The organism is Acidovorax sp. BLS4 (genome assembly GCF_032929295.1).
In the GTDB taxonomy this organism is placed as follows: domain Bacteria; phylum Pseudomonadota; class Gammaproteobacteria; order Burkholderiales; family Burkholderiaceae_C; genus Paracidovorax.
Window position 1 is genome coordinate 3,343,383 of the sequence record NZ_CP136797.1, and the last position, 26,729, is coordinate 3,370,111.

General features: G+C 68.9%; 21 protein-coding genes and 1 pseudogene. 10 read left to right on the forward strand and 12 right to left on the reverse strand.

The window, feature by feature from the left end:
- Nucleotides 1-5: 5 nt before the first annotated feature.
- The 4 genes from hisI to R1Z03_RS15585 form a co-directional block, all read right to left on the reverse strand.
- Nucleotides 6-395, reverse strand: coding sequence for a phosphoribosyl-AMP cyclohydrolase (gene hisI / locus R1Z03_RS15570; protein ID WP_272551363.1), 390 nt, complete (start codon nucleotides 393-395; stop codon nucleotides 6-8).
- A 122-nt stretch (nucleotides 396-517) separates the two neighbouring features.
- Nucleotides 518-1,120 carry a hypothetical protein gene (locus R1Z03_RS15575; RefSeq protein WP_317352548.1) on the reverse strand — a complete coding sequence of 201 codons (603 nt, stop codon included), beginning with the start codon at nucleotides 1,118-1,120 and terminating at the stop codon, nucleotides 518-520.
- Nucleotides 1,117-1,896, reverse strand: a complete 780-nt coding sequence (gene hisF, locus R1Z03_RS15580) for an imidazole glycerol phosphate synthase subunit HisF (RefSeq protein ID WP_272551361.1) — start codon at nucleotides 1,894-1,896, stop codon at nucleotides 1,117-1,119. The genes R1Z03_RS15575 and hisF overlap by 4 nt, the downstream gene beginning before the upstream one ends.
- 36 nt (nucleotides 1,897-1,932) lie before the next feature.
- Nucleotides 1,933-2,814, reverse strand: a complete 882-nt coding sequence (locus R1Z03_RS15585) for a D-hexose-6-phosphate mutarotase (RefSeq protein WP_317352552.1) — start codon at nucleotides 2,812-2,814, stop codon at nucleotides 1,933-1,935.
- Nucleotides 2,815-2,965: 151 nt separating this feature from the next.
- Between R1Z03_RS15585 and R1Z03_RS15590 the strand changes: the two genes are divergently transcribed.
- Nucleotides 2,966-4,294, forward strand: coding sequence for a dicarboxylate/amino acid:cation symporter (locus tag R1Z03_RS15590; RefSeq protein ID WP_284411023.1), 1,329 nt, complete (start codon nucleotides 2,966-2,968; stop codon nucleotides 4,292-4,294).
- 12 nt (nucleotides 4,295-4,306) lie between these two features.
- On the opposite strand, the gene galE is transcribed toward R1Z03_RS15590, so the two are convergent.
- A complete protein-coding gene (galE, locus tag R1Z03_RS15595; RefSeq protein WP_317352557.1) occupies nucleotides 4,307-5,314 on the reverse strand; it encodes a UDP-glucose 4-epimerase GalE in 1,008 nt (335 codons plus the stop codon).
- A gap of 384 nt (nucleotides 5,315-5,698) precedes the next feature.
- Here galE and R1Z03_RS15600 point away from each other — a divergent pair, with 384 nt between their 5' ends.
- From R1Z03_RS15600 to R1Z03_RS15640, 9 genes and pseudogenes are all read left to right on the forward strand, one after another.
- A complete protein-coding gene (locus R1Z03_RS15600; RefSeq protein WP_317352560.1) occupies nucleotides 5,699-8,530 on the forward strand; it encodes an endo alpha-1,4 polygalactosaminidase in 2,832 nt (943 codons plus the stop codon).
- Between the two features lie 46 nt (nucleotides 8,531-8,576).
- A pseudogene (locus tag R1Z03_RS24965) lies at nucleotides 8,577-11,009 on the forward strand (tetratricopeptide repeat protein); the annotation flags it as partial.
- Between the two features lie 1,517 nt (nucleotides 11,010-12,526).
- Entirely contained in the window at nucleotides 12,527-13,078 is a 552-nt protein-coding gene (locus R1Z03_RS15610; protein WP_284429940.1) for a penicillin-binding protein activator LpoB, read from the forward strand.
- A 4-nt stretch (nucleotides 13,079-13,082) separates the two neighbouring features.
- Complete coding sequence (locus tag R1Z03_RS15615; protein WP_317352565.1) at nucleotides 13,083-14,483, forward strand: PelD GGDEF domain-containing protein; 1,401 nt, start codon at nucleotides 13,083-13,085, stop codon at nucleotides 14,481-14,483.
- Entirely contained in the window at nucleotides 14,476-15,489 is a 1,014-nt protein-coding gene (locus tag R1Z03_RS15620; protein ID WP_317352567.1) for a tetratricopeptide repeat protein, read from the forward strand. Before R1Z03_RS15615 ends, R1Z03_RS15620 begins: the two co-directional genes overlap by 8 nt.
- Complete coding sequence (gene pelF, locus R1Z03_RS15625; protein WP_284429937.1) at nucleotides 15,486-17,018, forward strand: GT4 family glycosyltransferase PelF; 1,533 nt, start codon at nucleotides 15,486-15,488, stop codon at nucleotides 17,016-17,018. The genes R1Z03_RS15620 and pelF overlap by 4 nt, the downstream gene beginning before the upstream one ends.
- Nucleotides 17,018-18,391 (forward strand): exopolysaccharide Pel transporter PelG, encoded by a 1,374-nt coding sequence (gene pelG, locus R1Z03_RS15630; protein ID WP_284396747.1) that lies wholly within the window; start codon nucleotides 17,018-17,020, stop codon nucleotides 18,389-18,391. Before pelF ends, pelG begins: the two co-directional genes overlap by 1 nt.
- Nucleotides 18,392-18,460: 69 nt before the next feature.
- On the forward strand, nucleotides 18,461-19,684 hold the full coding sequence (locus R1Z03_RS15635; RefSeq protein WP_317352571.1) for a spherulation-specific family 4 protein: 1,224 nt from the start codon (nucleotides 18,461-18,463) through the stop codon (nucleotides 19,682-19,684).
- Between the two features lie 85 nt (nucleotides 19,685-19,769).
- Nucleotides 19,770-20,975, forward strand: a complete 1,206-nt coding sequence (locus R1Z03_RS15640; protein ID WP_317352573.1) for a spherulation-specific family 4 protein — start codon at nucleotides 19,770-19,772, stop codon at nucleotides 20,973-20,975.
- 171 nt (nucleotides 20,976-21,146) lie between these two features.
- On the opposite strand, the gene hisA is transcribed toward R1Z03_RS15640, so the two are convergent.
- From hisA to R1Z03_RS15675, 7 genes are read right to left on the reverse strand one after another with little or no spacing between them, the layout of a single operon-like run.
- On the reverse strand, nucleotides 21,147-21,893 hold the full coding sequence (gene hisA, locus R1Z03_RS15645; RefSeq protein WP_284396741.1) for a 1-(5-phosphoribosyl)-5-[(5-phosphoribosylamino)methylideneamino]imidazole-4-carboxamide isomerase: 747 nt from the start codon (nucleotides 21,891-21,893) through the stop codon (nucleotides 21,147-21,149).
- Nucleotides 21,894-21,950: 57 nt separating this feature from the next.
- A complete protein-coding gene (gene hisH / locus R1Z03_RS15650; RefSeq protein WP_284405133.1) occupies nucleotides 21,951-22,619 on the reverse strand; it encodes an imidazole glycerol phosphate synthase subunit HisH in 669 nt (222 codons plus the stop codon).
- A 51-nt stretch (nucleotides 22,620-22,670) separates the two neighbouring features.
- A complete protein-coding gene (gene hisB, locus R1Z03_RS15655; protein WP_284429934.1) occupies nucleotides 22,671-23,309 on the reverse strand; it encodes an imidazoleglycerol-phosphate dehydratase HisB in 639 nt (212 codons plus the stop codon).
- Nucleotides 23,306-24,436, reverse strand: coding sequence for an aminotransferase class I/II-fold pyridoxal phosphate-dependent enzyme (locus tag R1Z03_RS15660; protein ID WP_317352577.1), 1,131 nt, complete (start codon nucleotides 24,434-24,436; stop codon nucleotides 23,306-23,308). The genes hisB and R1Z03_RS15660 overlap by 4 nt, the downstream gene beginning before the upstream one ends.
- On the reverse strand, nucleotides 24,433-24,885 hold the full coding sequence (locus R1Z03_RS15665) for a PIN domain-containing protein (RefSeq protein ID WP_284411002.1): 453 nt from the start codon (nucleotides 24,883-24,885) through the stop codon (nucleotides 24,433-24,435). Before R1Z03_RS15665 ends, R1Z03_RS15660 begins: the two co-directional genes overlap by 4 nt.
- Nucleotides 24,882-25,106, reverse strand: a complete 225-nt coding sequence (locus R1Z03_RS15670; RefSeq protein ID WP_284396732.1) for a CopG family transcriptional regulator — start codon at nucleotides 25,104-25,106, stop codon at nucleotides 24,882-24,884. Before R1Z03_RS15670 ends, R1Z03_RS15665 begins: the two co-directional genes overlap by 4 nt.
- Nucleotides 25,107-25,166: 60 nt before the next feature.
- Entirely contained in the window at nucleotides 25,167-26,618 is a 1,452-nt protein-coding gene (locus R1Z03_RS15675) for a PLP-dependent aminotransferase family protein (protein ID WP_317352580.1), read from the reverse strand.
- Between the last annotated feature and the right edge of the window lie 111 nt (nucleotides 26,619-26,729).

Genomic DNA, 26,729 nt, shown 5'->3' on the forward strand with positions numbered 1-26,729 from the left:
TGCCGTTACTTGTAGATGGACTCGGGGTCTTTCAAGACCGGATCGACCGCCTGCCAGGCGCCGTCCTTGAGCACGCTGAAAAAACAGCTGTGGCGGCCGGTGTGGCAGGCGATGCCCGGCTCGTGGCCGAGCTGCGTCACCTTCAGAAGCACCACGTCGTTGTCGCAGTCCAGGCGGATTTCGTGCACCGTCTGCACGTGGCCCGACTCCTCGCCCTTGAACCACAGCTTGCCGCGCGAGCGGCTGAAATACACCGCGCGCCCCAGTTCGGCCGTCTTGGCCAGGGCCTCGCGGTCCATCCACGCGAACATGAGCACATCGCCCGTGGCCGCCTCCTGCGCGATGGCGGGCACCAGGCCCTGCGCATCCCATTTCACTTCGTCGAGCCAGTTCATGGAGTCATTCTCGGTCATTTGCTGCACTGCGGGAAAGGTCTGCTTTGCTATGAATTTCATAGCAGAACGCCTTAGTATTTATTGCGCCGAAGGCCATTTTCATGCAAAAAGGCATGCGGGCCTCACTGCACCGACAGGAACACCCATTTGCGGTCCCAGTTGGTGCGGCCCAGGTACTTGATGGCGAAGGCGTAGCGGCCGGGGGGCAGCATGTCCTGCGTGAGCGTCTCCTGCTGCACCACGGCCGGGCGGCCGCCGATGCGCACGTCGGGGCTGGCGACGTGCTCGGTCTCGCTCTCCAGGTTCTGCCCGTCGAGGGCATACACCGTCACGTCGGCCTCCTCGCGGGGCTCGCCGACATGGGCACGCCCGAATGCGTTGGCGAACGTCTCCACATCGAGCGCCGCGGCCCTGCCCAGGGGGCGGCGCACGGTCCAGTACACGTCGCGCACGCCACCGTCGAGGGCGCGCAGTTGCGCCCGCAGGCGTTCGAACTCCTCGCGCGTGGCGATCACCTCCACCGGCTGGCCGCCGATGGTGGCGTCGAAGCAGCGGCCGATGCGGTCGGCGCAAGGCGCGCGGTCGAAGTAGCCCGAGGCATAGGACGGCGCCGGCGTGCTGCCCGCAGAGCGCGGACCCTGCGCGCAGCCTGCCAGCACGGCGGCGAAAAGGACCGTGCAGATCCCCGCCGCGAGGCGGGCACGGCCCCGGGTGCGGCCCGTCACAGCCGCACCGGAATGCCCCGCTCGGCCATGCGCGCCTTCGCCTGGCCGACGGTGTATTCGCCATAGTGGAAGATGCTGGCGGCCAGCACGGCATCGGCCCCGCCCTGCTGCACGCCGTCCGCCAGGTGGTCGAGGTTGCCCACTCCGCCCGAGGCGATCACCGGCACGCTGACCGCGTCGCTCACGGCACGGGTGAGCTGCAGGTCGAAGCCGGACTTGGTGCCGTCGCGGTCCATGCTGGTGAGCAGGATCTCGCCCGCGCCGCGCCGCGCCATCTCGGTGGCCCATTGCAAAACGTCCAGCCCGGTGTTCTTGCGCCCGCCGTGGCTGTACACGTCCCAGCCTTCGCCCCGCGCCTGCAGGTCCTCGCCCTGGCGGCGCTTGGCATCGATGGCCACGACGATGCACTGCGCGCCGTACTTGGCCGAGGCCGCGCTGATGACGTCCGGGTTGGCGATGGCGGCGGAGTTGAAGCTCGTTTTGTCGGCGCCCGCGTTCAGCAGGCGGCGCACGTCTTCCACCGTGCGCACGCCACCGCCCACGGTCAGCGGAATGAAGACCTGGCTGGCCACGGCTTCGATGATGTGCAGGATGAGGTCGCGCCCGTCGCTGGTGGCGGTGATGTCCAGGAAGGTCAGCTCGTCGGCGCCCTGGCCGTTGTAGCGCGCGGCGATCTCGACGGGATCGCCCGCGTCGCGCAGTTCGAGGAAGTTGACGCCCTTGACCACGCGACCGCCGGTCACGTCGAGGCAGGGAATGATGCGTTTGGCAAGCATGGGAAGTCCGAAGAAAGAAACGGGTGAAGGGGCGGCTCAGCCGGCCCCCAGGCGCTGCCAGCCCGACCAGCCGGCGCCGGGCGCCAGGTGCACGGGTTGGTCGATGCAGGCGGCTTCCACGCACACCATGTGCCGGTAGCCGTCGGGGGGCAGGTCGGCCAGCTTGGCACACAGCGCGGCGCCGGGGTTCCAGACCACCGTGTTGCCCCAGGACGGGCTTTGCGCGAGGGTCAGCGCGTGGTCGCCCGCGTGCAGCCGCAGTGGCGCGGGCGCGGCCGAGAAGATGCAGTCGTATTCGCCGGCGAACGCCACGGGGCCCTGCTGCACCGAATGCACATCGGCCACCGAATCCCAGCGGGCGCAGCCATCGAGCCCCTCCACGCGGGTGGCGGCGATGTCGCTCACGCGGTAGTAGCCGTGCAGCGCAGCGGTGAAATCCCACGCCGTGGTGCCGGTGTTGCGCACCGACAGGTCGAGCAGAAGGTGTTCGGCGGACAGCGCCACCGTGAGGCGCGCCGCGAAGCCGTGGGGCCACCAGGCCCGCGTCTCGGGCGTGTCGTCCAGCGCGAACACGGCGCGGGCCACGGGGCCATCGCTGCCGCTGTCGCCATCGGCCTCGCTGCGCTCCACCCGCCAGGGCAAGGTGCGCGCAAAGCCGTGCTTGGCCAGGGGGCCGCGCTGGTTGAACTGGGGAAAGCACACGGGAACGCCCCCGCGGATCGGCGAGTGGCCGTCCAGGGCGGCGCGCGGGCTCAGGAAGAACCGCTCGGCGCCATCGCGGCCGGTCCAGGACAGCACCTGGGCGCCCTGCAGCGCGACGGTGGCGGTCTCGCCCGTCGGCAGCGCCAGCTGCAGCGCGGGCAGGCCATGGAAGGTCACGGAGCGCGCGGAGGGCGGCACGGGCGGAGTGGCGGTCATCCGGCGATTGTAGGAGCCCGCCACGCGCCGGGCAGGGGCGCGGGGCTGGTGGCGGGGCGGCGTCCCGCATGCAGCACAATCGCGGGTTTTCCCCAAATCGGTGCATCGCCGGCTTCCCGTTTCGGGGCCCACCGGCCGCGCCCTGTCACCCATGCAGCCCAAGAAAAGAAAGCTCCCGCCCGCGGTCGGCATCCTCGTCGCGATGGCGCTCGGCATCGTGATCGGCCACCTGATCCACGCCAACGTGCTCCAGCCGGAGGAAGCCGCGCGCATCGCGGGCTACATCTCCATCGCCTCGGACGTGTTCCTGCGACTCATCAAGATGCTGATCGCGCCGCTGGTGTTCTCCACCCTGGTGGTGGGCATCGCCCACATGGGCGATGCGTCGTCGGTGGGCCGGGTGTTCGCCAAGGCCATGGGGTGGTTCCTCACGGCATCGCTGGTGTCGCTGCTGCTGGGCCTGGTGCTGGCCAACGTGCTGCAGCCGGGCGCGAACATGGGTCTGGCGCTGCCGGATGCGGGGCAGTCCGCGCACCTGGCGACGTCCAAGTTCACGCTCAAGGACTTCGTGAACCACCTGGTCCCGCGCTCGTTCGTGGAGGCCATGGCCAACAACGAGATCCTGCAGATTGTGGTGTTCTCGATGTTCTTCGGCATCGCCCTGGCGGGCCTGGGCGAGAAGGCCCGCACGCTGGTGCGCGGCATCGAGGAGCTGTCGCACGTGATGCTCAAGATCACCGGCTACGTGATGAAGTTCGCCCCCGTGGCGGTGCTGGCGGCCATGGCCGCCACCGTGGCGGTGAACGGCCTGGGCATCCTGCTGAAGTTCGCCGTGTTCATGGGCGACTTCTACCTGGCGCTGGTGATCCTGTGGGCCGTGCTGATCCTGGCCGGCTACCTGGCCCTGGGCCGGCGCATCATCGTGCTGCTGCGCAACATCCGCGAGGCGTTCCTGCTGTCGTTCGCCACCGCCAGTTCGGAAGCGGCCTACCCCAAGCTGCTGGACGCGCTGGACCGGTTCGGCGTGAAGCGCCGCATCTCCAGCTTCGTGATGCCGATGGGCTACTCGTTCAACCTCGACGGCTCGATGATCTACTGCACGTTCGCCACGCTCTTCATCGCGCAGGCCTACGGCATCCACCTGCCGCTGGAGACGCAGGTGACCATGCTGCTGATCCTGATGCTCACCTCCAAGGGCATGGCGGGCGTGCCGCGCGCCTCGCTGGTGGTGATCGCCGCCACGCTCAACCACTTCAACATTCCCGAGGCCGGCCTGCTGCTGATCCTCGGGGTGGACACCTTCCTCGACATGGGCCGCTCGGCGACCAACGCGGTGGGCAACTCGATCGCCGCCGCGGTGGTGGCCAAGTGGGAGGGCGCGCTGCTGTCCGAGGAAGAGGCGGCCGTGCACGCCGCCACGCTGGACACCGAACCCGATGCGCCGCGCGGCGACGGCGTCCCGGCGCAAGCGCCGGCCTGAGACCGCGGCGCGTCAGAGCGTGCGCGCCGCCCCGTCCTGCCAGCGCCAGGCATCGGCGCACATGCGGTCCAGGCCGTGGTGGGCCTTCCAGCCGAGCAGTTGCTCGGCCAGCGCCGGGTCGGCCCAGCACTGGGCCACGTCGCCCGGCCGGCGCGCCACCACGCGGTAGGGCACCGGGCGGCCGCTCGCGCGCTCGAAGCCGCGCACCATCTCCAGCACCGAAACGGGCCGGCCCGTCCCCAGGTTCACGGTAAGCAGGCCGGGGTGCTCGCGCAGGTAGCGCAGCGCTGCGACATGGCCGTCGGCCAGGTCGCACACGTGGATGTAGTCGCGCACGCCCGTGCCGTCGGGGGTGGCGTAGTCGTCGCCGTAGACGCTCAGGCTCTCGCGCATGCCGACGGCGACCTGGGCCACGTAGGGCAGCAGGTTGTTGGGCACGTCCTGCGGGTCTTCGCCGATCAGGCCGCTCTCGTGGGCGCCCACGGGGTTGAAGTAGCGCAGCCGCGCGATGCGCCACTGGCCGGGCTCGGCCGCATCCACGTCGGCCAGCACCTGCTCCATCATGAGCTTGGTCCAGCCGTAGGGGTTGGTGGCTGACAGGGGGAAATCCTCGCGGATCGGCACCGAGGCCGGTTCGCCGTACACCGTGGCCGAGGAGGAGAACACCAGCGAACGCACCCCCGCCTTCTGCATGGCCCGCAGCAGCACCACGGTGCCGGCCACGTTGTTGTCGTAGTACGCGAGCGGCTGGCGCACCGACTCGCCCACTGCCTTGAGCGCCGCGAAATGCACCACGGCCTCGATGGGGTGCTCGGCAAAGATGCGCGCCAGCAGGGCCTCGTCGCGCACGTCGCCCTCGATGCATTCGGGCGCCTTTCCCGTGATGTGGGCCAGGCGGTCCAGCACCGAGCGGCGGCTGTTGCCGAAGTTGTCCAGGATGAGATAGGGAATGCCGGCGGAGGCCAGCGCGACGCAAGTGTGGGAGCCGATGAAACCGGCCCCGCCTGTGACGAGGATCACGAAATTTCTCCTTTTTTGAAACCCAACGGCCCGCCGTGCGTACCTGTGTGGTGCCAGCTTGGAAACGGGCCTCAACCCGGCACCACAAAAAACGACAGTGCGTCAACCCTGCAACAGCGAAGCGCCCTGGTATTTAACTCCGGCGCCGCCATCGGTGTGAAATCAGGGCAAATGAAAGCTATTGTGTCGATTGTTTTTATCAATACAAAGGTGTATCCATCTCCCTTTTCCATGCCAATGTGTCTATAAGTACCAACATCCAAGGGAAGCACCCTCCGCTTCCACGGCTGCCGATCCAATGATCCGAACGAGGTCACCTGCATCCGAACCGCTTCTTCTTTTGCCTTCCCACCTTTGCCTGCTGTGCCAACCACGCTTCGACTGTTGTTTTTAAGCCTATTCCTGGTGCTGCCAGCCTGGGCGTGGGCCGCTGCGCCAGCGGTAGCGCTGCACTACGGTCCGGCCGCCCCGCTGTCGGAGCTGAAGGTGTTCGACATCGTGGTGGTCGAACCCGGCCATGGCCAGGACCCCGTGGCCTACCGCCAAAGCGGCAGCGAGTTGTATGCCTACGTCTCGGTGGCGGAGGTGCAGTCGTCCCGTCCCTACTACAGCGACATCCCCGCGGCATGGAAGCTGGCCCGCAACGGCGCCTGGAATTCCGAGGTGATCGACCAGACGCCGGCCGACTGGCCCGAGTTCTTCGCCTCCCGCGTGGTCGGCCCGCTGTGGCAAAGCGGCTACCGCGGCTTTTTCCTGGACACGCTCGACTCGTACCGGCTCGCCAACCAGTTCGACGAGGCGGCGCAGCAGGCCGGCATCGTGCGCGTGATCGAACTGCTGCACCAGCGCTTTCCCGGCATCCGGCTCATCCTGAACCGGGGCTTCGAGGTCGTTCCCCGGGTCAAGGACAAGATCCAGATGGTGGCGGCCGAGTCGCTGTACCAGGGCTGGAACGCCGGCGCCCAGCGCTACGAGCCCGTCAAGGCCGAAGACCGCGAATGGCTGCTGGGCCAGTTGCGCACGATCCGCGAACGCGACGGCCTGCCGGTGCTGGCCATCGACTACGTGCCGCCCGCGGACCGCGAGCTGACACGCGCCACGGCACAGAAGATCAAGGACCTGGGCTTCATCCCCTGGGTGACGGACAGCCAGGTGCACACCGTCGGCATCGGCAGCATCGAGGTGGTGCCGCGGCGGGTGCTGGTGGTCTATTACGGCGGCGAAAGCCCGGCGCTGAACTACGCCGCGGCCCACCGCTTCCTGCAGATGCCGCTCAACCACATGGGCTACGTGGTGGACTATGCGGACGTGCGCAACGAATTGCCCGCCGGCGTGTACCAGGACCGCTACGCGGGCATCGTGACGTGGTTCTCCGGCTTCCTGCCCGAGACCCGCACCAAGGCCATGAACCAGTGGCTGCAGGCCCGGCTGGCCGAGCGCACGCCCCTGGCGGTGTTCGGCAACTTCGGCTTCGCGCTGGACCGCCAGCTCAACGACAAACTGGGCATCCAGGGCAATGCCTTGCCACCGCGCGGCACGCAAAAGCCCGTGGTCCAGGACCCGATGATGGGCTTCGAGATGGCGGTGGAGCCGGCGGCCCGGGCGCAGTTCGAGCCCGTCATGCGCAACGGCGTGCCGGTGCAGGCGGGCCGCTCGCTGGTGGAGTTCAAGGACCAGCGCGGCCAGTCCTTCGTCGGCGGCGCGATCATGCCCTGGGGCGGCTTCGTGGTGGACCCCTTCGTCGTGGTGGAGGTGCCGGGCACCGACTACGCGCGCTGGGTGGTGGACCCCTTCGCCTTCCTCACGCAGGCGCTTCGCCTGCCGCCCATTCCCGTGCCGGACGTGACCACCGAGAACGGCCGCCGGCTGGTGTTCTCGCACGTGGACGGCGACGGCTTCCCCTCCCTGGCCGAACTGCCGGGCAGCCCCAACGCCGGGCTGGTGCTGCTCAAGGAAGTGTTCGAGAAATACCGCACCGTGCCGCAGACCATGTCCGTGATCGAGGCCGAGATCGCGCCGCACGGCCTGCACCCGGAGATGAGCAAGGAACTGGAGGACATCGCGCGGCGCATGTTCCGCCTGCCGCACGTCGAGATCGCCAGCCACACCTACTCGCACCCCTTCCTGTGGGACCGCAGCGTGCGCCACGGGCTGTTCAGCGAGAACTCGGAAGCCGCCATGAGCCTGGACGTTCCCGGCTACACCATGGACCTGAAACGCGAGATCGTGGGCTCGACCGAATACATCAACACCCGGCTGGCGCCGCCGGACAAGAAGGTCAAGATCCTGCTGTGGTCGGGCGACACCGCGCCCGGCGCCGAGGCGCTGGAGATCACCGAACGCGCGGGCCTGCTCAACATGAATGGCGGCGACACGTCCATCACGCGCACCAACCCATCGCTCACGGCGGTGGGGGCGCACGGCATCCAGAAGAACGGCTACCTGCAGGTGTACGCGCCCATCACCAACGAGAACATCTACACCAACCTGTGGCGCGGCCCCTACTACGGCTACGAGCAGGTGCTGCAGAGCTTCGAGATGACGGAAACGCCCCGCCGCATCAAGCCCGTGGACATCTACTACCACGTGTACTCCACCACCAAGCGCGCCGGCCTCAACGTGCTGCGCAAGGTGTACGACTGGGCGGTGGCCCAGCCGCTGCACCCGGTGTTCGCCTCGGAGTTCATCCGCAAGGTGCGCGACTTCCACACCTACGCGCTGGCGCGCGACGGCGCGGGCTGGCGCGTGCGCGGTGACGGCGAGCTGCGCACGCTGCGCCTGCCCCCCGTGCTCGGCACGCCGCTGGTGCAGGGCAGCCAGGGCGTGGCGGGCTACCGCGCCGGCGCCGAGGGCACCTACGTGCACCTGACCGGCGGCGCGGCGTGGGTGCAGACCCGTGGCGCGGCGGCCGAGGCCGCGGCGCCTGCGGCCACGGCCAGCGCGCCCGCCGCGCTGGCGCAGGGCCCTTACCTGTTCGATGCCAACGGCCGGCTCGGCGACTGGAACGTGCGCGACCAGGGCGCGCGCACCGAGTTCACGCTGAAGGCCTACGCACCGCTCGCGTTCAGCGTGGCGGCGGCCGGCAACTGCCAGGTGCGCGCCAACCAGAAACTGCTCACCCCCACGCGGGCGGCCACTCCGGCCGGCCCGGATGTCCAACAATTCCGGATCGCCGATGCTGCTGCGCAAATCCAGCTCCAGTGCCCAGCCCGCTGAGCGCCCCGTCCTGGCGCCTTCGTGGCTGATCGCCCTGCTGGCCAGCATGGTCGGCGGGGGGCTGTGGCTGCTGTACCCCCGCCAGGATCTGGAGCGCCGGCTGTCCGAGACCACCGACATCGCGCTGTCGGTGGCCTACCTCACCAACCTGCTGCGCAGCGATCCCGACAACCCCCGCCTGCGCCTGCTGCTGGCGCAGCGCCAGATCGCCGTGGGCGAAATGGCGGACGCGCGGGCCACGCTGCAACCCGCGCTGGATTCCAGCGACCCGGAACTGCACCGCGACGCGCTGTGGAGCCTGTGGGACCTGTCGTACGCCGAGTACCAGCGCACGCCCGAGAAGGAAACCGAGCGCCGCAAAGCCCAGCGCGAGGGCCTCAAGCGCCAGCTCCAGGCCCTGGCCAAGGAAAAGTGGCCCGCCGACCGCCAATTGCTGCTCGCCCGCCGCGCGGCCGAAATGGAAGACCGCGCCACCGGCGTCGCCATGAGCCGCCAGTTGGCGCAGGAGGCCAAAGACCCGCGCGAGGCTGCGCGCCTGTACGAGCGGGCCGCCAAGGAAGCGCTGGGCACGGGCGACTACGCGGGCAGCGCCGAGCTGTACATGCTGGCGCGTCAGGTCACGCCCGACCCGGAACAGGCCAAGGCTTACTACCTGGCCGCCGTGCGCACGCTGCAGTCGGGCAACCAGCCCGTGGCCGCCCTGGCCCTGGCCGAGCGCGAGATCGGCCCCCTGGCCGACGACCCGCAGACGCTGCTCATGATCACCAACCTGGCCCGGGCCGCCGGCAAGCCGGCGGTGGCAGACCGCTATGTGCGGCGCCTGCTGCGCATCTCGCTCAGCCCGCCCTGGCCGGCACCGCCCAGCGCATTGGCCCAGGGCGACGATGCCGAAGCCATGCGGCCCGTGGGCGCCCTGCTGCGACCCTTGACGAGCCCCGCTACAGCGGCCGCGCCGCTGCATCGGTACGACGACGGCGCCCACCTGATGGTGCCGCCGTGGCTGCGCCTGCAAGCACCCGACACCGTGCCTGCAGGGCCCTGGCGCCTGCAGCGCATGGCGCAGGCGGCAGAAGCCACGCCAGCAGCCTCCGCCGCACCGGCCGCGCGGCCTGCGCCGCGCAACGTGCCGCCGCCCGGCCTGCCTTTCGACGACAAGATCTACACGCTGGGCTACGAGGTCTTTCTCGAAAACCGCAAGCTGGACGACGCCTGGGCGCTGGCCAACGCCGCCGTGCAGCAGCAGCCGCAGGACCTGGCGTGGCGCGAGCGGCTGGCCCAGGTGTCCGAATGGACGCAGCGCCCCGCCCCGGCGCTGGAAAACTGGCTCTTCATCGCCCGGCAGACGCAGAAGGAAGCCGCCTGGCAGGCCGTGCTGCGCCTGGCACCCGGACAGTTCGACGACGGTGCGCTGGTGCAGGCGCTGCGCCACCAATTACGCGGCCGCCCCGACGATTTCACTCTGGTCCGCGCACTGGTGGACGCCTATGAGCGCATCGGCGAGCCCCAGCCGGCCATCGACTACCTGAAAGACCACGCCAAGAGCCCGCAGGCGGTGGAACTGCTGGCCAACCTCGCCGAACGCGCGGGCCAGCCCACCCTCGCGCTCGACAACTGGCGCCGCCTGCTGGCCGACAAGGCCCAGGTGACGCCTGCCCGCGCCATGCGCGCGGCCATTCTCGCCCTCACCCACGGCCGGCCCGACGAAGGCCTGAAGTGGCTGGAGACGGCCCAGCAGCAGCAATTGCCCGCGCAGGACATGGAGACCGACTTCTGGCGGCTCACGGGACAGCTGGCCGAAAGCCGCGAGCGCAACGACCTGGCCGTGCAGGCCTACCGGCGCCTGGTGGAAACCAAGGGCACGGACGTGTCGGACTTCGACGCCCTGGTGCGCCTGCTCATCACCGACCAGCCGCTGGAGGCCGCGCGCGTGTCCGTGCTGGCCTGGCAGCGGTTCGACGAGCCGCGCTACCTGGTCGAGGCCCTGGCGCTGTACTCGGGCCGCAGCCGGTGGGAGGCGTTCGGCCCCCTGCTCGCGCAGCTGGACGCGAGCCCCACGGCGACCCGGCGCTCGCTGGCGCGCTTGTGGCAGATTCCCGAGTTCCTGCGGCTGGCAGGCACCTACTACCAGAACACCGGCAACCTGCCCGAGGCACGCCGGCACTTCGAAGCCGGCCTGCGGCTGAGCCCCGATTCGTCGGAAATGCGCCAGGCGCTGATGTGGCTGTTCATCGACAGCAACGATGCCGTCTCGCTGCGCACCCTGCTGGCCACGCAGGAGCGCAGCTGGGCACGCGACAGCGATGTGCACGATGCGCTGGCGGCGGCCTACCAGGCCCTGTCGCTGCCGCAGGTGGCGCTGGACCGCTACCTCACGCCGCACCTGCGGGAGCACCAGGACGACTTCCTGTGGCTCATGAACTACGCCGACGCGCTGGACCAGAACCAGCAGTCCGACCGCTCGTGGCGGCTGCGCCGCGAACTGCTGTCGCGCGAATGGAAGTCGGTGCGCAAGGGCGACGGCGGCGTGCGCCTCACGCCCGCGCAGGCGCGCCAGCGCTGGCTCACCGAAGAGGGCCTGGACCAGACCCGGCGCATCGCCCGTACCCGGCTGTTCCTCACGCAGCGGCCCGGCGACCCCTCGGTTGACGTGCTGCGTGAACTGCTGCGACTGGACCGCGACGCCCAGGGTGGCATGTCCAACGCGGCGGCCGAGACGGCCATCGGCTGGCTGCAGGACGCCGGCGAATACACGGCCGAGCGCGGCTTCCTGTGGCACCAGTACGCCCGCAGCCGCGGCGTGCGCAGCAACCGCCCGCTGTGGGCCGAGATCACGGTCGCGCTGGCCGAAGACGACAGGGCCGCCACGGGCCAGCTGCTGCAGGAGTTCGACGAACGCCTGCCCCGCTACGACCGCGTGAACGCGGCGCGCGCCGTGAACGACATCCGCCTCGCGCAGACCGCCGCCTTCGACGCCCAGCAGGATCAGCACGACGACCAGCCCCTGCACCTGCAGCTCACCGAAAGCCTGCTGGCCTTCAGCGACCACGCGGGCACGAAACTGCAGTTCCAGCAGCTGGGCGGCATGGACGAGAGCGAGGCCGACGCGGTGTTCCACATCGCCATCAGCCCGCGGCTGGCCATGGACGTGAACTTCATCAGCATCCGCCGGCACGCCACCAATGCCCTCGTGGTGCGCAACCCGCCCGACGAGCGTGCACTGGACGTGCAGGTGCGCTGGCGCCATCCCGACGGCGAGACGATGTTCCGCGCCGGCCGCCGCGAGAGCTTTCTGGCCTACACGCCGCTGCAGGTCGAGCACGAGCAGCGCATCGACAACCGGCTGACCCTGCGCATGGAACTCGGCATGCAGCTGCCCAGCCAGGAAAGCCTGGCGCTGCGCATCGCCGGCATGAAGGACCGCGCCGGCGCCAGCCTGCGCTACCAGGCCACGCGGCAGGACCAGTTCACCATCGGCTATGCCGACGAGCGCTACACCCTGCAGACCGGCGCCTCGCTGGGCAGCGGCCGCCATACGTCGATCAACTACACGCACACCTACCGGCAGGAAACGCCGCTGCTGGAGTTCGGCGCGTTCTGGTCGCACCACGATTTTTCGCGGCGCGACCTGAGCACGCTCGCGCCGCGGGACCTGGAAGTGCGCCGCTACGTGCCCGTGAACGCCGGCCCGCTGGGGCAGGACTTTTTCCTGCCCGAGAGCTTCAGCTTCTATGGCCTGCAGGTGTCCACCAACATGCGCTACGAGCAGGAATACACGCGCGCCCTGCTGCCGTTCGCCACGGCCAGCCGCACCTGGCATAGCGTGCTCGGCCCGGGCTACGAACTGCGCCTGGGCATGGCCGGCAGCGTGCTCGGCGCCGACCACCTGGGCCTGAGCTGGGGCGTGGGCAAGTCGGGCCTGCAGCTGCAGGGCCTCACGCGCAGCCTGCTGTTCACCTACCGTCTCCATTTCTGATGTCGTCTCCAAAGGAATCCACCATGCAACACCACCGCACCCTGCTGCAACGCCTGCAAGTTTTCGCCGCCGGCGGCGCCCTGCTGCTGCTGGCCGCCTGCTCCACCATCGACCGGGGCGAGCCTCCGGCGCTGGAGCGCAATGCCACGTGGGTGGTGCTGCCGTTTGCCAACCACACCGAGACTCCGCTGGCCGGCAACCGCGCCGAAGCCATTGCGCAGGCCCTGCTGCATGCGCGCGGCGTGGGCCGCATCCAGCGCTATCCCACCACCACGCAGCAGGAAGCGCTGTTCGATGCGGGCGACGCCAAGCGCCAGCAGGAAGTGCTGGCCTGGGCACGCGAGCAACAAGCGAAATACGCCCTCACGGGGGCGGTGGACGAATGGCGCTACAAGGTCGGCGTGGACGGCGAGCCCGCCGCGGGCGTGACGCTGCAGATCATCGATGTGGCCTCCGGCGATACGATCTGGAGCGGCACTGGCGGCAAGAGCGGCTGGAGCCGCGAAGCCCTCTCCGGCGTGGCGCAGAAGCTGATCCGCGACCTGCTGGATTCCGGCCTGGCCCGAGCCCGCTGAAGCCATGGCATCAGAGACCCCCTCGTCGGTGGAACAGCGGCGGCGCATCGTCGGCGCGGCCGCGCCCGAGCCGCCGGCCAAGCCGAGCGTGCGGCACCTGCCCACCAACCTGCTGGGCAAGCTGGCCGACACCGACACCCGTCCGGCCATCATGCTGGGCGAGACGCTGCTGCTGCCGATCATCGCGCTCGCGCTGGGCATGCTGCTGGAGCCCTTCGACCCGCTGTGGAGCGAGGCCGCGTTCCCCTGGTCCTGGCTGGCCCCCGTGATCGTGGCCCTGCGCTACGGCCCGCTGGCCGGGCTGGGCGGCGCCTGCGTGCTGCTGGCCGGCTGGCTGGCGCTCAACTTCGGGCACTACGACACCTTTCCGCAGATCTTCTTTCTCGGCGGCCTGATCCTCGTGATGCTGGTGGGCGAGTTCTCCAGCCTCTGGCAGGCGCGCACCCGCCGGGCCGAGAACGTGCAGCTGTATCTGGACCAGCGCCTGGAGCACCTGGTGCGCCAGTACTACCTGCTGCGCCTGTCGCACGACCGCCTGGAGCAGGAGCTGATCGGCCGGCCGATGTCCATGCGCGATGCGCTGTCCACGCTGCAGGCGCTGGGCGGCTCCGAAGAGGATGCGGCCCAGGGCGCGCAGACCCTGCTGCGGCTGCTGGCCCAGTACTGCCAACTCGAATCCGCGGCGCTGTATGCCGCCACCGAAGACCGCATCGAGGCCCGGGCCGTGGCCCGCATCGGCAGCGGCGCCGAACTGGACGCGCGCGACCCGCTCGTGCAGCAGGCGCTGGAAACCCGCAAGCTCTGCCACGTGAGCCAGATGCTGGCGGACCAGCAGCAGACCCGCTACCTCGCCGCCGCGCCGCTGCTGGATCTAGGGAGCGAGATCTACGGGCTGCTGGTGATCGAGGACATGCCGTTCTTTTCGCTGCAGGCCGAGAACCTGCAGACCATCAACCTGCTGCTGGGCTACTACACCGACGGCCTGGCCATGCAGACGGTGGCCGCGCCGATCCTGAAGGAGCTGCCGGAGTGCCCCGCCGATTTCGCCTTCGAAGCGCAGCGCCTGGCCCACATCCGCGACACGGCCAAGGTGCCCAGCGTGATCGTGGCGCTGGAGTTCCTGCCGCGCGCCATCGAGGCCGGCCTTCCGGGCCAGATCGAGCGGCTGAAACGCGAACTGGACGAAAGCTGGCTCATCACCGGCAAGGAACGCCAGGTGCTGGCCATGCTGATGCCGCTGGGCGACAACGCCACCGCCGAGGGCTACATCAACCGCCTGGAGATCTGGTCGGGCCAAAAGAGCGGCAAGCCGCTGGCCGAGGCCGGCGTTTTTCCGCACATCATCGCGCTGAACGGCGAGCCCCTGGCCGTGCTCCAGCGGCTCAACGGAATGGCCCATGCTTAACATCAAGTTCGCCATCTCCGCGCTGCTGCTGGAGATTGGCGCGTGGAGCGGGCCCGCGCTGCTGCAAGGCCACACGGATGCGGCCCTGTCGAGCTACCTGCTGGTGCACGCCCTGGCCTGCGTGATGCTGTCCTTCTTTCTGCTGCCCCTGCTGTCGGGCGAGCAGGCCCGGCCGCGCGCGCCGGTGCTGGGCCTGATGGCGGTGTTCAGCTATGCCGTGCCCATCGTCGGATTCATCGGGGTGATCGCCGCCGTGGTGGTGCTGCGCATCTACCGCAGCCCTTCGTCGCAGGGCGACTTCGAATCGCTGCGGCTGCCGGAGTTCGATCGCCACCAGCGCATGCAGGGGAGCTTTCGCCAGTCCGGTTTGCGGTCCTTTTTGGGCAACAGCCAGGCCCCGATGCAGACGCGCATGCGCGCCATGGTGGCGCTGCAGCACGTGTCCGGCCGCATCGCCTCGCCATTGCTGCGCACGGTGCTGAGCGATCCGAGCGAGGATTTGCGCCTGCTCGCCTACGGCATGCTGGACACCCTGGAAAAGCGCATCAACCGCACCATCGACAGCGAACTGGATGCGCTGCGCCTGGCCAAGGAAACCGAAGGCGAAGTGCCGGGGGCGCTCACCGTCGAATCGGCCTTCCGGCTGTCCGACCTGTATTGGGAGCTGGTCTATCAGGAGCTGGTGCAGGGCGACCTGCGCGACCACGCCGTGAAGGAATCGCTGCAGTATTGCGACCAGGTGCTGGCGCAGCAGCCGGACCATCCGCAACTGAACCTGCGCCGCGGCCGCCTGCTGCACCTGCTGGGCCGCGTGGACGAGGCCGAAGCCGCCTACGCGCTCGCCCGCAACTTGGGATTGCCCGCCACGCGCGTACTGCCCTACCAGGCCGAACTGTGCTTTGAGCGACGTGACTTCGCGCAGACGCGCGAACTGGTGCAGCAGCTCAACCAATGGCGCGCGCTGCCCCGGCTGCGCCCCGTCCTCGACTACTGGAGTGCGCCATGACAGGGCCCAAAGCCAGCGAGGCAGACGTCGCCCTGCTACTGGAGGGCACCTTCCCCTATGTGAGCGGGGGCGTGTCGAGCTGGATCAACCAGATCATCCGCGCCTACCCGGAATACCGCTTTGCCATCGTCTTCCTGGGCAGCCGCCGCGAGGACTATTCCGCGTTCAAGTACGAGCTGCCGCCGAACGTCGTGCACTTCGAGGAGCACTACCTCTACGACCACCTGGGCGTGCGCACCCTGCCCGCACGGCGCAAGGGCAGCCGCGCGGCCCTGGACATGGTGCACACCCTGGTCGAGTCGTTCCGCACGGGCGACCGCAGCCCGCAGACGATGGCCGCGTTCCGCGAGATCACCCAGCAGATGCAGCCGGGCGGGCGCCTGCCGCTGGAGGATTTCCTCTACAGCGAGCGGGCCTGGGAAATCATCTGCAAGAGCTACCGCGACCATTGCACCGATCCGTCGTTCGTGGACTACTTCTGGACGGTACGCATCATGTACCAGCCGCTGTGGACGCTGGCCCGCGTGGCGCAGCAGCTCATTCCGGTGCGCGTGGTGCATTGCGCCTCCACGGGCTACGCCGGCTTTCTCGGCGGGCTGATCGAGCAGGCGCGCGGTGTGCCGCTGATCCTGTCGGAGCACGGCATCTACACCAAGGAACGCAAGATCGACCTCTTCAAGAGCGAGTGGATCCGCGACAACCGCAACATCTTCCAGCGCGACCCGACCGAGCTGTCGTACTTCCGCCAGATGTGGATCCAGTTCTTCGAATGGCTGGGCTACTACTGCTACGCGGCGGCCGACCCGATCATCGCGCTGTACGAGACCAACCGGCTGCGGCAGGTGACCGATGGCGCCGAGGCATCGCGCACCTTCAACATCCCGAACGGCATCAACCTGGGCCGCTTCGCGCCGCTGCGCGACAAGCGTCCGGCCCAGGTGCCGCCAGTGCTGTGCCTCATCGGCCGCGTGGTGCCCATCAAGGACATCAAGACGTTCATCCGCGCCATGCGCCGTGTGGTCAACCAGCTGCCGCAGGCCGAGGGCTGGATCGCCGGCCCGACCGAGGAAGACCCGGCCTACGCGCAGGAATGCACGAACCTCGTGCGCAGCCTGGGGCTGGAGCAGAACATCCGCTTCCTGGGCTTTCAGCGCGTGGAAGACCTCATGCCGCGCATCGGGCTGGTGATCCTGTCGTCGATCAGCGAGGCGCTGCCCCTGGTGATCCTGGAGGGCTACGCCGCGGGCGTGCCCACCGTGTCCACCGACGTGGGCTCGTGCCGCCAGCTCATCGAAGGGCTGGACGATGAAGACAAGGCACTGGGCGCCTCGGGCAAGGTGGTGCCGATCGCCGATCCGCAGCGCCTGGCCGACGCTTCGCTGTCGCTGCTCAACGACCCCGCCGCCTGGGAGAGCGCCAGCCGGGCGGCCATTGCGCGCGTGGAGCGCTACTACACCGACACCATGATGTTCGACCGCTACCGCCGCGTGTATGAGACCGCGTTCCAGAAGACGGAGGGCCCCCGCTGATGGCTGGCATCGGATTCGAACTGCGCCGCATGCTGCGCAAGAACACGCTGGTGAGCCTGGTGCAGGCCTACGCCTATGCGGGCGTCATCGGCTCGGGCCCGTGGGTCTTCTCCATCGTGGGCATCCTGCTCATCGGTATCTTCAGCGCCAGCGTGGTGGTGCCGGGCTTTCTGGTCACGCAGTTCCAGACCTCGGTCACCTACATGGTGGCGGGCAGCCTGATTCTCACGGGGCTGGTGCAGCTGGCTTTCACGCGCTTCGTGTCCGACCGGCTCTTCGAAAAGCGCAAGGACCTCATCCTGCCCAACCTGCACGGGCTGCTGCTGGTGGTGACGCTCGTGGCCGGTGCCCTGGGCACGATCGCGCTGTTCCTGCTGCTGCCCAACCTGGGGCTGGTGTACCGCATGCTGATGCTGGCAGGCTTCACCCTGATGTGCGACGTGTGGGTGCTGACGGTGCTGCTGTCCGGCATGAAGCGGTACAAGGAGATCGTGGTGCTGTTCGGTCTGGCCTACGCGGTGATCGTGATCGGCTCGCTCTTCATGCGCCCCTGGGGCCTGGAGGGGCTGCTGACGGGCTTCGTGCTGGGCAACTACCTGCTGCTGGCCGGCATGTGGATCCTGGTGGTGCAGGAGTTCAACCCCAAGGGCCGGCTGATCGCGTTCGACTTCGCGGAGCGCAAGCTGCTGTATCCGTCGCTCGTGGCCATCGGGTTCCTCTACAACTTCGGGATCTGGATCGACAAGTTCATGTTCTGGTACTTCCCGCCGACGTCCCAGAACATCATCGGCGGGCTGCGCGCATCGCTCATCTACGACCTGCCGGTGTTCCTGGCCTACCTGTCCATCATTCCGGGCATGGCGGTGTTCCTGGTGCGCATCGAGACCGACTTCGTCGAGTACTACGACAAGTTCTACGACGCGGTGCGCAGCGGCGGCTCGCTCGAATACATCGAGGCCATGCGCGACGAGATGGTCTACTCGATCCAGCAAGGGCTGGGCGAGATCGGCAAGATCCAGACGCTGGCCATCCTGGTCACCTTCGTGGCCGGCCCGGCGCTGCTGGACGTGCTGGGCATCTCGCGGCTGTACCTGCCGCTGCTGCACGTGCAGGTGATCGGCGCGGGCCTGCAGGTGGGTCTGATGGCCATCCTGAACGTGTTCTTCTACCTGGACCAGCGCCGCATCGTGCTGCTGCTGTGCGTGCAGTTCGTGCTGCTGAACATCGCGCTCACCGGCTTCACGCTGTATGCCGGCGCGGCCCTGTATGGCTACGGCTTCGCGCTGTCCACGCTGCTCACGCTGTGCACCGGCATGTACCTGCTGTCGCGCCAACTCAACCGGCTGGAGTACGAAACCTTCATGCTGCAGTAGCCCGGCCGGCGTTCGGTGGACAATGGCAAAAAACTGAAATCCATTCAGGCCAGAAAAAAGGGGGGTGCCATGCCGAACGCGATCCATCGTGCGTTGCCGAGCCGCGCTGCACTGCGGCTGGCGCTGTGGTCGGCTTCCGGATTGCTCGCCGCAGGACTCGCCGGCTGCGGAGGCGGCGGCGGCAGCGAACCTGCACCAGCCTCCGAGCAAAAAGCCGAAGCCGCCACGGCAGGTGCGCAGGCCGCCTTCGCCGCCCCGCTCGACCAGGATGTATTCGACGCCGGAGCCAGCGTGCCGGTCTCCCTCACGGTGCAGGCGGGGGTCGCCAGCGCCATCACTGACGGCGTGCCCGTCGACTTTTCCGCCACCTCGGGCAGCTTTGCACCGACGGTGGCCGCGCTGCGCGGCGGCGAGGCCGGCACCACCTTCACCCCCGCCGGGCTGGGGCGCCAGACCCTGACCGCTTCGGTGCCCTCGAGCGGCGGCGCCGTGACCGCCTCGCGCATCCTTTACGTGCGCCCGGCCGCCGCACCCATGGAAGTGCTGGTCCCCGCGTATTTCTACCCCTCGGCGGGCTCGCCCTGGGACGCCATGACCGCCGGCGCCAGCGCGTACCCCTCCGTCAGCGTCACGGCCATTCTCAACCCCAGCAACGGCGTCTTCACCCGCGCCAACCCCGAGTTCACGGCCGCCGCCACGGCCTTCGTGCAGGCGGGGGGCAAGCTGCTGGGCTACGTGTACACCGGCTACGGATCGCGCTCGATCAGCAAGGTCAAGGGCAACATCGACAAATACCTCAGCCTCTACGGTACCGGGCTGGTGAGCGGCTTTTTCATCGACGAGATGTCGTCCGCGCCCGGCCGGATCAGCTACTACCGGCAGCTCTTCGACTACGTCAAGAGCAAAGGCGCCAGCTTGCGCGTGGTCGGCAACCCGGGCACCGTGCCCAACGCCGCCTACGCCGCCGTGGCCGATGCCCTGGTGACCTTCGAGAACCGCAACGCGGCCTTTGCCGACTACGATCCCCGCGCCAGCGGTGGCTGGCTCTACCAGATGGCCAACACGCGCCAGAACGCCCTGGTGCACGACGCGGCCGACTGCGCGGCCATGCAGGCCGCCGTGCGCGCTGCGGCCACGGCACGCGCGAACAGCGGCATCCTCTACGTCACCGACGACACGTTCGACCCCGACACGCAGGAAGGCAACCCCTGGGACACCCTGCCGACCTACTGGACCCGCCTGCTGGGCACCGTGGATGCCGTCAACCGGGGCGCCGCGCCGCCCACCTGTTGATCCACGGATCCGCACCCGGCACGCCGATTGCCTCCACCTTGTCCGACACCTCACCCTTCCCTTTCCCGCTGCAAAGGATATCCCCATGCCACGCATTCCCGCCCGCATCACCCTCGTTGCCCGCATCACCCGCTGGTGCGGCCTGTCCCTTGCCGCCTTGCTGGCCGCCTGCGGCGGTGGCGGTGGAGGGGGCTCCACCGACCCGACGACACCGGTGACCCCCACTCCGACCAGCATCGCCATCACCCTGAACGCTCCGCAAGCCGAGGCCGTGTTCAATGCGAATGCCGCCCTGGCCATCAGCGCGCGCGTCACGGTGAACGGCGCCGACGCGGCCGATGGCACGGCGGTGAACTTCTCCGCCCTGCCCGGCGCGTTCTCCACCACCAGCGCGACCCGCGCAGGCGTGGCGACCGCCACCCTGTCCGGCGCCGCGGCAGGCCGGCAGGAGATCAGCGCCACCACCAGCGTATCGGGCCAGTCGGTCACCGCCACGCGCGTGGTGTATCTGCGCCCGGCACCCGCGGCACTGGAGGTGCTGGTGCCTGCCTACTTCCACCCCTCGTCGGGCCAGGGCTGGACCCTGCTGGCCAGCGGTGCGGCGGCCAATCCGGCGGTGTCCATCACCGCGATCCTGAATCCCAACAACGGGGTGTTCACCACGGCGGAGGCCAGCTATGTGAGCGCCGTCAATGCGTTCGTTTCGGCGGGCGGCAAGGTGGTGGGCTATGTCTATACCGGCTACGGCACGGGCTCGCGGTCGCTGGCCAGCATCAAGGCCAACATCGACAACTACATCGCGCTGTTCGGGCGCGGGGCGATCAGCGGCATCTTCCTGGACGAAATGGCCTCCGAGACCACGCGGCTCGACTTCTACCGCGAGATCTACAGCTACATCAAGGCCAAGGACGCCAGCCTGCGCGTGATCGGCAACCCCGGCATGGTGCCTGCCGCCGGCTACGCCGCGGTGGCCGATGTGCTCGTCACCTTCGAAGGGCGCAACAGCACCTACGCCAGCTACGACCCGCGCACCGCGCCCTGGCTGTACACCCTGGCCAACAGCCGCCAAAGCTCGCTGGTGCACAACACCGCCACCTGCGCCGACATGCAGCAGGCCGTGCAGACGGCCGCCTCGGCCCGGTACAACGCCGGCCCCATCTACATGACGAACCTCGAATACGACCCGGTGGCGGATGTCGGCAACCCCTGGGACGCCCTGCCTTCGTACTGGACGAACCTGCTGCAGACCGTGTCCGCGGTGAACCAAGGGCGGGCCGTCACGGGCTGCTGATCCCGAAGCGCGCCTGGCGCCGGCGTTGCCTGGCGCTCGGTGGCAATCGCATTGGATGGAAAGCCGCCGGACCAATGGTCCGGATCGCACGGCACCGGGGCTTGCAAGGACCGGCGCCTGAAAACCCGCCTCAGCCGCCGCAACGCATCCTGAGGCGGCCGGAACTAGGCGTCAGGCAGCGCCGTTCAATTCGTCCGCACGGGCCTGTGCCGCGGCGAAATCCAGGTCGCCGGAATAGATGGCGCGGCCACAGATCACGCCTTCGATGCCTTCGCCTTCCACCGCGCACAGCTGCTCGATGTCGGCCATGTTGGCCAGGCCGCCCGAGGCGATGACCGGGATGGTGAGCGATTGCGCCAGCTTGACCGTGGCGTCGATGTTGATGCCCGAGAGCATGCCGTCGCGGCCGATGTCGGTGTAGATGATCGACTCCACGCCCCAGTCCTCGAACTTCTTGGCCAGATCGACCACCTCGTGGCCCGTGAGCTTGCTCCAGCCGTCGGTCGCGACCTTGCCGTCCTTGGCATCCAGGCCCACGATGATGTGGCCGCCGAAGGCGCTGCAGGCGTCTTTCAGGAACCCGGGGTTCTTCACGGCGGCGGTGCCGATGATCACGTAGCGCAGGCCGCCGTCGATGTACTTTTCGATCGTGTCCAGGTCGCGGATGCCGCCGCCGAGCTGCACGGGGATGTCGTCGCCGACTTCCTTCAGGATGGACTTGATGGCCGTGTAGTTCTTGGGCGTGCCGGCGAAGGCGCCGTTCAGGTCCACCAGGTGCAGGCGTCGCGCCCCGGCTTCCACCCACTTGCGGGCCATGGCGCCCGGGTCTTCTCCGAAGGTGGTGGATTGGTCCATGTCACCTTGCTTGAGGCGCACGCAGTGTCCGTCCTTGAGGTCGATGGCGGGGATGAGCAGCATGATGGAAAGGCTAAGGATGTGCCAGGTCGGGCCGCAGGCCCGGCAAGGGGTTGAAGATCAGGGATTCCAGTGAAGGAAGTTGCGATAGAGCGCCAGGCCGTGCTCCGCGCTCTTTTCCGGATGGAATTGCGTGGCAAAAATATTATCGCGCGCAATCGCCGCTGCAAAGGGGCCGCCGTAATCGGCCTCGCCCGCGCAGTGCGCCGCATCCCGCGGGCGCGCATAGAAGCTGTGCACGAAATAGAAGTAGCTCTGGTCCGGCACGCCGGCCCACACCGGGTGCGCCGCGCCGCCATGGCGCACCTGGCCCACGCGGTTCCAGCCCATCTGGGGCACCTTGTAGCGGCTGCCGTCCGGCTGCTGGCGGCCGGCCAGGTCGAACTTGAGCACTTCGCCGTGGATGAGCGACAGGCCGGGCGTGTCGCCCTCGGCGCTGCGGTCCAGCAGCATCTGCATGCCCACGCAAACGCCGAACATCGGCTTGGACGCAGCGGCCTCCAGCACCGACGCCTGCAGGCCCGATTCGCGCAGTTCGCTCATGCAGTCGGGCATGGCGCCCTGTCCCGGCAGCACCACGCGCTGCGCGGCGCGCACGTCCTCGGGACGCGAGGTGACCACGACGGTCCAGCCGGTGCCCTCGGCTGCGGCCTGGACGGCCTGCGAGACGGAGCGCAGGTTGCCCATGCCGTAGTCCACGACGGCCACGGTTTTTGCTTCACTTTTCATAGCTGCTTGCGCATGTTGGATGAGCGCTGGAGGCCCATGGAGCCGAAAACCTCAGAGGGACCCTTTGGTGGAGGGAATGACACCGGCCGCACGGGGGTCGCGCTCCAGCGCCGCGCGCAGCGCGCGGGCGAAGGCCTTGAACACCGTCTCGCACTGGTGGTGGGCATTGATGCCCTTGATGTTGTCGATGTGCAGCGTGACACCCGCGTGGTTCACGAAGCCCTGGAAAAATTCATACGTGAGCTGCGTGTCGAAGCCGCCGATGCTGCCCGCGGTGAACGGGATGTGCAGGTGCAGACCCGGACGGCCCGAGAAATCGACCACCACGCGCGACAGCGCCTCGTCCAGCGGCACATAGGCATGGCCGTAGCGACGGATGCCCTTCTTGTCGCCCACGGCCCGCGCGAACGCCTGGCCGAGCGTGATGCCCACGTCTTCCACCGTGTGGTGGCCGTCGATGTGCAGATCGCCCTCGCATTCGATGCGCAGGTCGATCAGGCCGTGGCGCGCGATCTGGTCGAGCATGTGGTCGAAGAAGCCGATGCCCGTGGACAGGCGGGCTTCGCCCGTGCCGTCGAGGTTCACGCGCACGTGAATGCGGGTTTCCGCCGTGGTGCGGGACACCTCCGCGATGCGGTCGGCGTCGGGGCTGTCGGACAGGGCGGAAGGAACGAGTGCAGAAGAGGTCATAGGGAGGCCTGGAGCGCGGCGAGCATCTGGGCGTTGTCGGCCGCATTGCCGACCGTGAGGCGCAGGCAATTGGCCAGCAGTGGGTGCATTGTAGAAACGTTCTTGACGAGCACCTTGCGGGCCTTCATGCCCTCGTAGGTGCGGGTGGCATCGGCCACGCGCAGCAGCACCATGTTGGCCTCGCTGTCCCAGACCCTCTCGACGCCCGGCAGCACCCTCAGCGCAGCCAGCAGCGCGGCGCGCTCGTGCCGCAGCTCGGCCGCCTGGGCCGCGAACACGCCCGCATGCTCCAGGGCGAACAGCGCGGCCTCGCAGTTGAGCACGCTCACGTTGTAGGGCGGGCGCACCTTGTCGATCTCGGCCACCAGCGCGCTGGGCCCCATCAGGTAGCCCAGCCGCACGCCGGCCAGGCCGAACTTGCTGAGCGTGCGCATCAGCAGCACGTGCGCGTTGCGCCCGGGCTCGGCGCGCATGCGATCGATCCAGGTGCGGCTGGCGAAGGGCTGGTAGGCCTCGTCCATGGCCACGATGCCGCCTTGCGCGCCCGCGGCGTCGATGATGCGCTGCACCGCGCCTTCGTTCCACAGCGTGGCGGTGGGGTTGTTGGGGTAGGCGATGTAGGTGATGGCCGGGCGGTGCCGGGCGATGGCCGCGAGCATGGCCGGCTCGTCGAGCTCGAAGTCGGCCGTGAGCGGCACGCCGACGAAGTCCAGCCCCTGCAGCTGCGCGCTCAAGGGGTACATCACGAAGCCCGGCATGGGTGCGAGCAGCGTGGCGCGCTGGCCGGTGCCGGGCTGCGCGCAGGCCAGCGCCAGCAGCGTGATGAGTTCGTCGGAACCGTTGCCCAGCACGATGGCGTGGCCGTCCGGCATGCCCACGTAGTCAGCCAGCGCGGCCTTCAGGTCGGCGATGCGGTCGCCGGGATAGCGGTTGAGCGCCAGCGCGCCCAGCCGCTCGCCCAGGGCCACCTGCAGCTCCGCCGGCAGGCGGAACGGGTTTTCCATCGCGTCCATCTTGAGCAGGCCGGCCGAGGGCTGCACGGTGTAGGCGTGCATGGCGCGCACGTCGGGGCGGATGCGGTCGAGGGCGCTGGGCGGCGTGGCAGCGGGGGTGGCGGGGCTCGTCATTCGGCGGTGTCCAGTTCGTGGGGAGCGATGAGGAAGGGGTTGATGGGGCGAACGGCGTCCATGGGCTGGTCGTGCGGCAGCGCCTCGGTCAGCAGGTAGCGGCAGCCCTGCTGGTGCGCGGAGGAGAGGATGAGCGCATCCCAGTAGCCCAGGCCGTAGCGGTCCTGCAGGTCCCACGCGCCGTCGACGGTGTAGGCGTCCAGGTGCGGCGGCTGCCATACGCGAAAGCGCCGCACCTGCGCGCGCACCTGCTGCAGCGTGTGCGGCCCCCGAAAGCGCTGGATGGCCTGGTTGTACAACTCGTTGAGCACCTGCGAGCTGACGCGGCCGCTGCGCGTCTGCCAGCAGAACGTGAGCCATTCGCGCGCACGCGCCTGCCGGGCCGGATCGCGGTCGTCCACGCTGGACAGCAGCACTTCGGTGTCGACGAAGATCGGGGCGGTGCTCATCGCTGGAACAGGATTTCGCGCGGCACATAGGGCCCGTCGGAGGCGCCCCAGCTCTCGAAGCTCAGCGCCTCGCGCATGGCCTGGGCATAGGCATCTTCCTGCCGCATCTTCTCGGCCAGCCATTCGCCCACCAGGCGCGACACGCTGCTGCCCCGCTTAGCCGCTTCCACGCGCACCCACTCGGCTGCGGCGTCGTCCATGGTGATGGTCACGTTCTTCATGGGGCAAATGCTACACGAACTTCGTGGTGCACGAAGTTCGTGTGATTTTCCTGTGCGGTCTCAACCCACACGCATGGCGGCCGACCGCAGCATGCGGGTGGCCGTCTCCCCCACCTTGCGCAAGCCCTGCAGGTGCGCGGGCGTCCAGTCGCCGCCCACGCCGATGCGCAGGCAGTTGCGAAACCGCCCGCTGGCGCTGAACACCGTGCCCGGCGCGATGAGCAGGCCGTCGGCCAGGCAGGCCTCGTGCAGCAGCACCGAGTCGAGGGCGCGCGGCAACTCCAGCCACAGCAGCAGGCCGCCCGGGGGATCGCTGACGCGCGTGCCCGGCGGAAAATGCGCGGCGATCACACCGCGCACCGCGTCCATGCGGGCCGCGACCGCCGCGCGCAGTTGCCGCATCGATGCCGCATGGCCGGCCTGCGTGATGAGGTCGGCGAGCGCCAATTCCAGCACCGCAGACTGCCCGCCGGCCTGCAGGTCCTTGATGGCCCGCATCGCCTGGCTCCAGCGGCCCGCCTCCACCCAACCCAGGCGCAGGCCCGGCGCCAGGGTCTTGGAAAACGAATCGCACAGCATGACGTGGCCGGTGGTGTCGTACGACTTGACCGTGCGGCGCAGCTCGTCCACTTCCACGAGGTCGTTGTAGATCGCGTCCTCGATCACGGCCATGCCGTGGCGCGCGGCCATGTGCGCCAGGCGCCGCCGCTCGGCCTGCGGCATGCAGCTGCCCAGCGGGTTGCTGAGAGTGGGCACCACCATCACGGCCTTGACGGGCTGCGTCTCCAGCGCCAGTTGCAGCGCGTCCAGCGACAGGCCGTGGCGCGGATGGGTAGGGATTTCGAGCGCGCGCAGGTGAAGCCCCTGCAGCACCTCCAGAAACGAGAAGTGCGTGGGCGACTCCAGCGCCACGATGTCGCCGGGCCGCGTGGCCGCCCGCAGGCACAGCACGATGCTGTCCATGCAGCCCCCGGTGATCACGATGTTCTCGGGGTCGAGGCTGCAGCCCAGCCCCACCGCATAGCGGGCGAGCGCGCGGCGCGCCTCCTCGTGGCCGGACGAGGACGGATAGGTGCACAGCAGGTGGCGGTGGCGCTGCGCCGCGCGGGTGACCGCGCGCCGCACCCGGTCGGGGTTGAAGAGTTCGGGCCCGGGCGTGCCGCTGCTGTACGACACCATGTCGGCCGGCTGATCGCGTCCCAGGATGCGCTGGCCCAGCCAGTCCACCGAAACCTCGCGCGCACGGCGCAGCGGGCGTGGCGTGGTCGGCTCGGGCAGGCTGGCGGGGCGCGCCGCGACGAAGAAGCCCGAGCGCGGGCGCGCGGTGATGAGGCGCGCATCCTCCAGCCAGTGGTAGGCCTGCACCACGGTGCTCTGGGCCACTGCCCGCTGACGCGCCAGTTCGCGCACCGACGGCAGTTTTTCGCCCCGTGCCAGCGTGCCGTTGCGCACCAGCTCGGCCAGTTGCGCCGCGATCTGCAGATAAAGGGGCGTGGTGTCGGCGGCGTCCATCGTGCGATTCTGTACTGCCCAGCAATGGATGCAGCAGTACAGATGGGTGCCAACCGGTACCACACAGATGGCCCTGCGGCGCATCTGCACTGGCCGACATGGCGGGCGACT

Bases quoted from the DNA above. Each gene is read 5' to 3' on its own strand.
- R1Z03_RS15610 (WP_284429940.1), top strand. From the start codon at position 12,527: ATGCAACACCACCGCACCCTGCTGCAACGCCTGCAAGTTTTCGCCGCC.
- R1Z03_RS15675 (WP_317352580.1), bottom strand. From the start codon at position 26,618: ATGGACGCCGCCGACACCACGCCCCTTTATCTGCAGATCGCGGCGCAA.
- pelF (WP_284429937.1), top strand. From the start codon at position 15,486: ATGACAGGGCCCAAAGCCAGCGAGGCAGACGTCGCCCTGCTACTGGAG.
- R1Z03_RS15640 (WP_317352573.1), top strand. From the start codon at position 19,770: ATGCCACGCATTCCCGCCCGCATCACCCTCGTTGCCCGCATCACCCGC.
- hisB (WP_284429934.1), bottom strand. From the start codon at position 23,309: ATGACCTCTTCTGCACTCGTTCCTTCCGCCCTGTCCGACAGCCCCGAC.
- pelG (WP_284396747.1), top strand. From the start codon at position 17,018: ATGGCTGGCATCGGATTCGAACTGCGCCGCATGCTGCGCAAGAACACG.
- hisF (WP_272551361.1), bottom strand. From the start codon at position 1,896: ATGCTTGCCAAACGCATCATTCCCTGCCTCGACGTGACCGGCGGTCGC.
- hisH (WP_284405133.1), bottom strand. From the start codon at position 22,619: ATGAAAAGTGAAGCAAAAACCGTGGCCGTCGTGGACTACGGCATGGGC.
- R1Z03_RS15620 (WP_317352567.1), top strand. From the start codon at position 14,476: ATGCTTAACATCAAGTTCGCCATCTCCGCGCTGCTGCTGGAGATTGGC.
- hisA (WP_284396741.1), bottom strand. From the start codon at position 21,893: ATGCTGCTCATCCCCGCCATCGACCTCAAGGACGGACACTGCGTGCGC.
- hisI (WP_272551363.1), bottom strand. From the start codon at position 395: ATGAACTGGCTCGACGAAGTGAAATGGGATGCGCAGGGCCTGGTGCCC.
- R1Z03_RS15660 (WP_317352577.1), bottom strand. From the start codon at position 24,436: ATGACGAGCCCCGCCACCCCCGCTGCCACGCCGCCCAGCGCCCTCGAC.
- R1Z03_RS15615 (WP_317352565.1), top strand. From the start codon at position 13,083: ATGGCATCAGAGACCCCCTCGTCGGTGGAACAGCGGCGGCGCATCGTC.
- R1Z03_RS15665 (WP_284411002.1), bottom strand. From the start codon at position 24,885: ATGAGCACCGCCCCGATCTTCGTCGACACCGAAGTGCTGCTGTCCAGC.
- R1Z03_RS15635 (WP_317352571.1), top strand. From the start codon at position 18,461: ATGCCGAACGCGATCCATCGTGCGTTGCCGAGCCGCGCTGCACTGCGG.
- R1Z03_RS15590 (WP_284411023.1), top strand. From the start codon at position 2,966: ATGCAGCCCAAGAAAAGAAAGCTCCCGCCCGCGGTCGGCATCCTCGTC.
- R1Z03_RS15585 (WP_317352552.1), bottom strand. From the start codon at position 2,814: ATGACCGCCACTCCGCCCGTGCCGCCCTCCGCGCGCTCCGTGACCTTC.
- R1Z03_RS15670 (WP_284396732.1), bottom strand. From the start codon at position 25,106: ATGAAGAACGTGACCATCACCATGGACGACGCCGCAGCCGAGTGGGTG.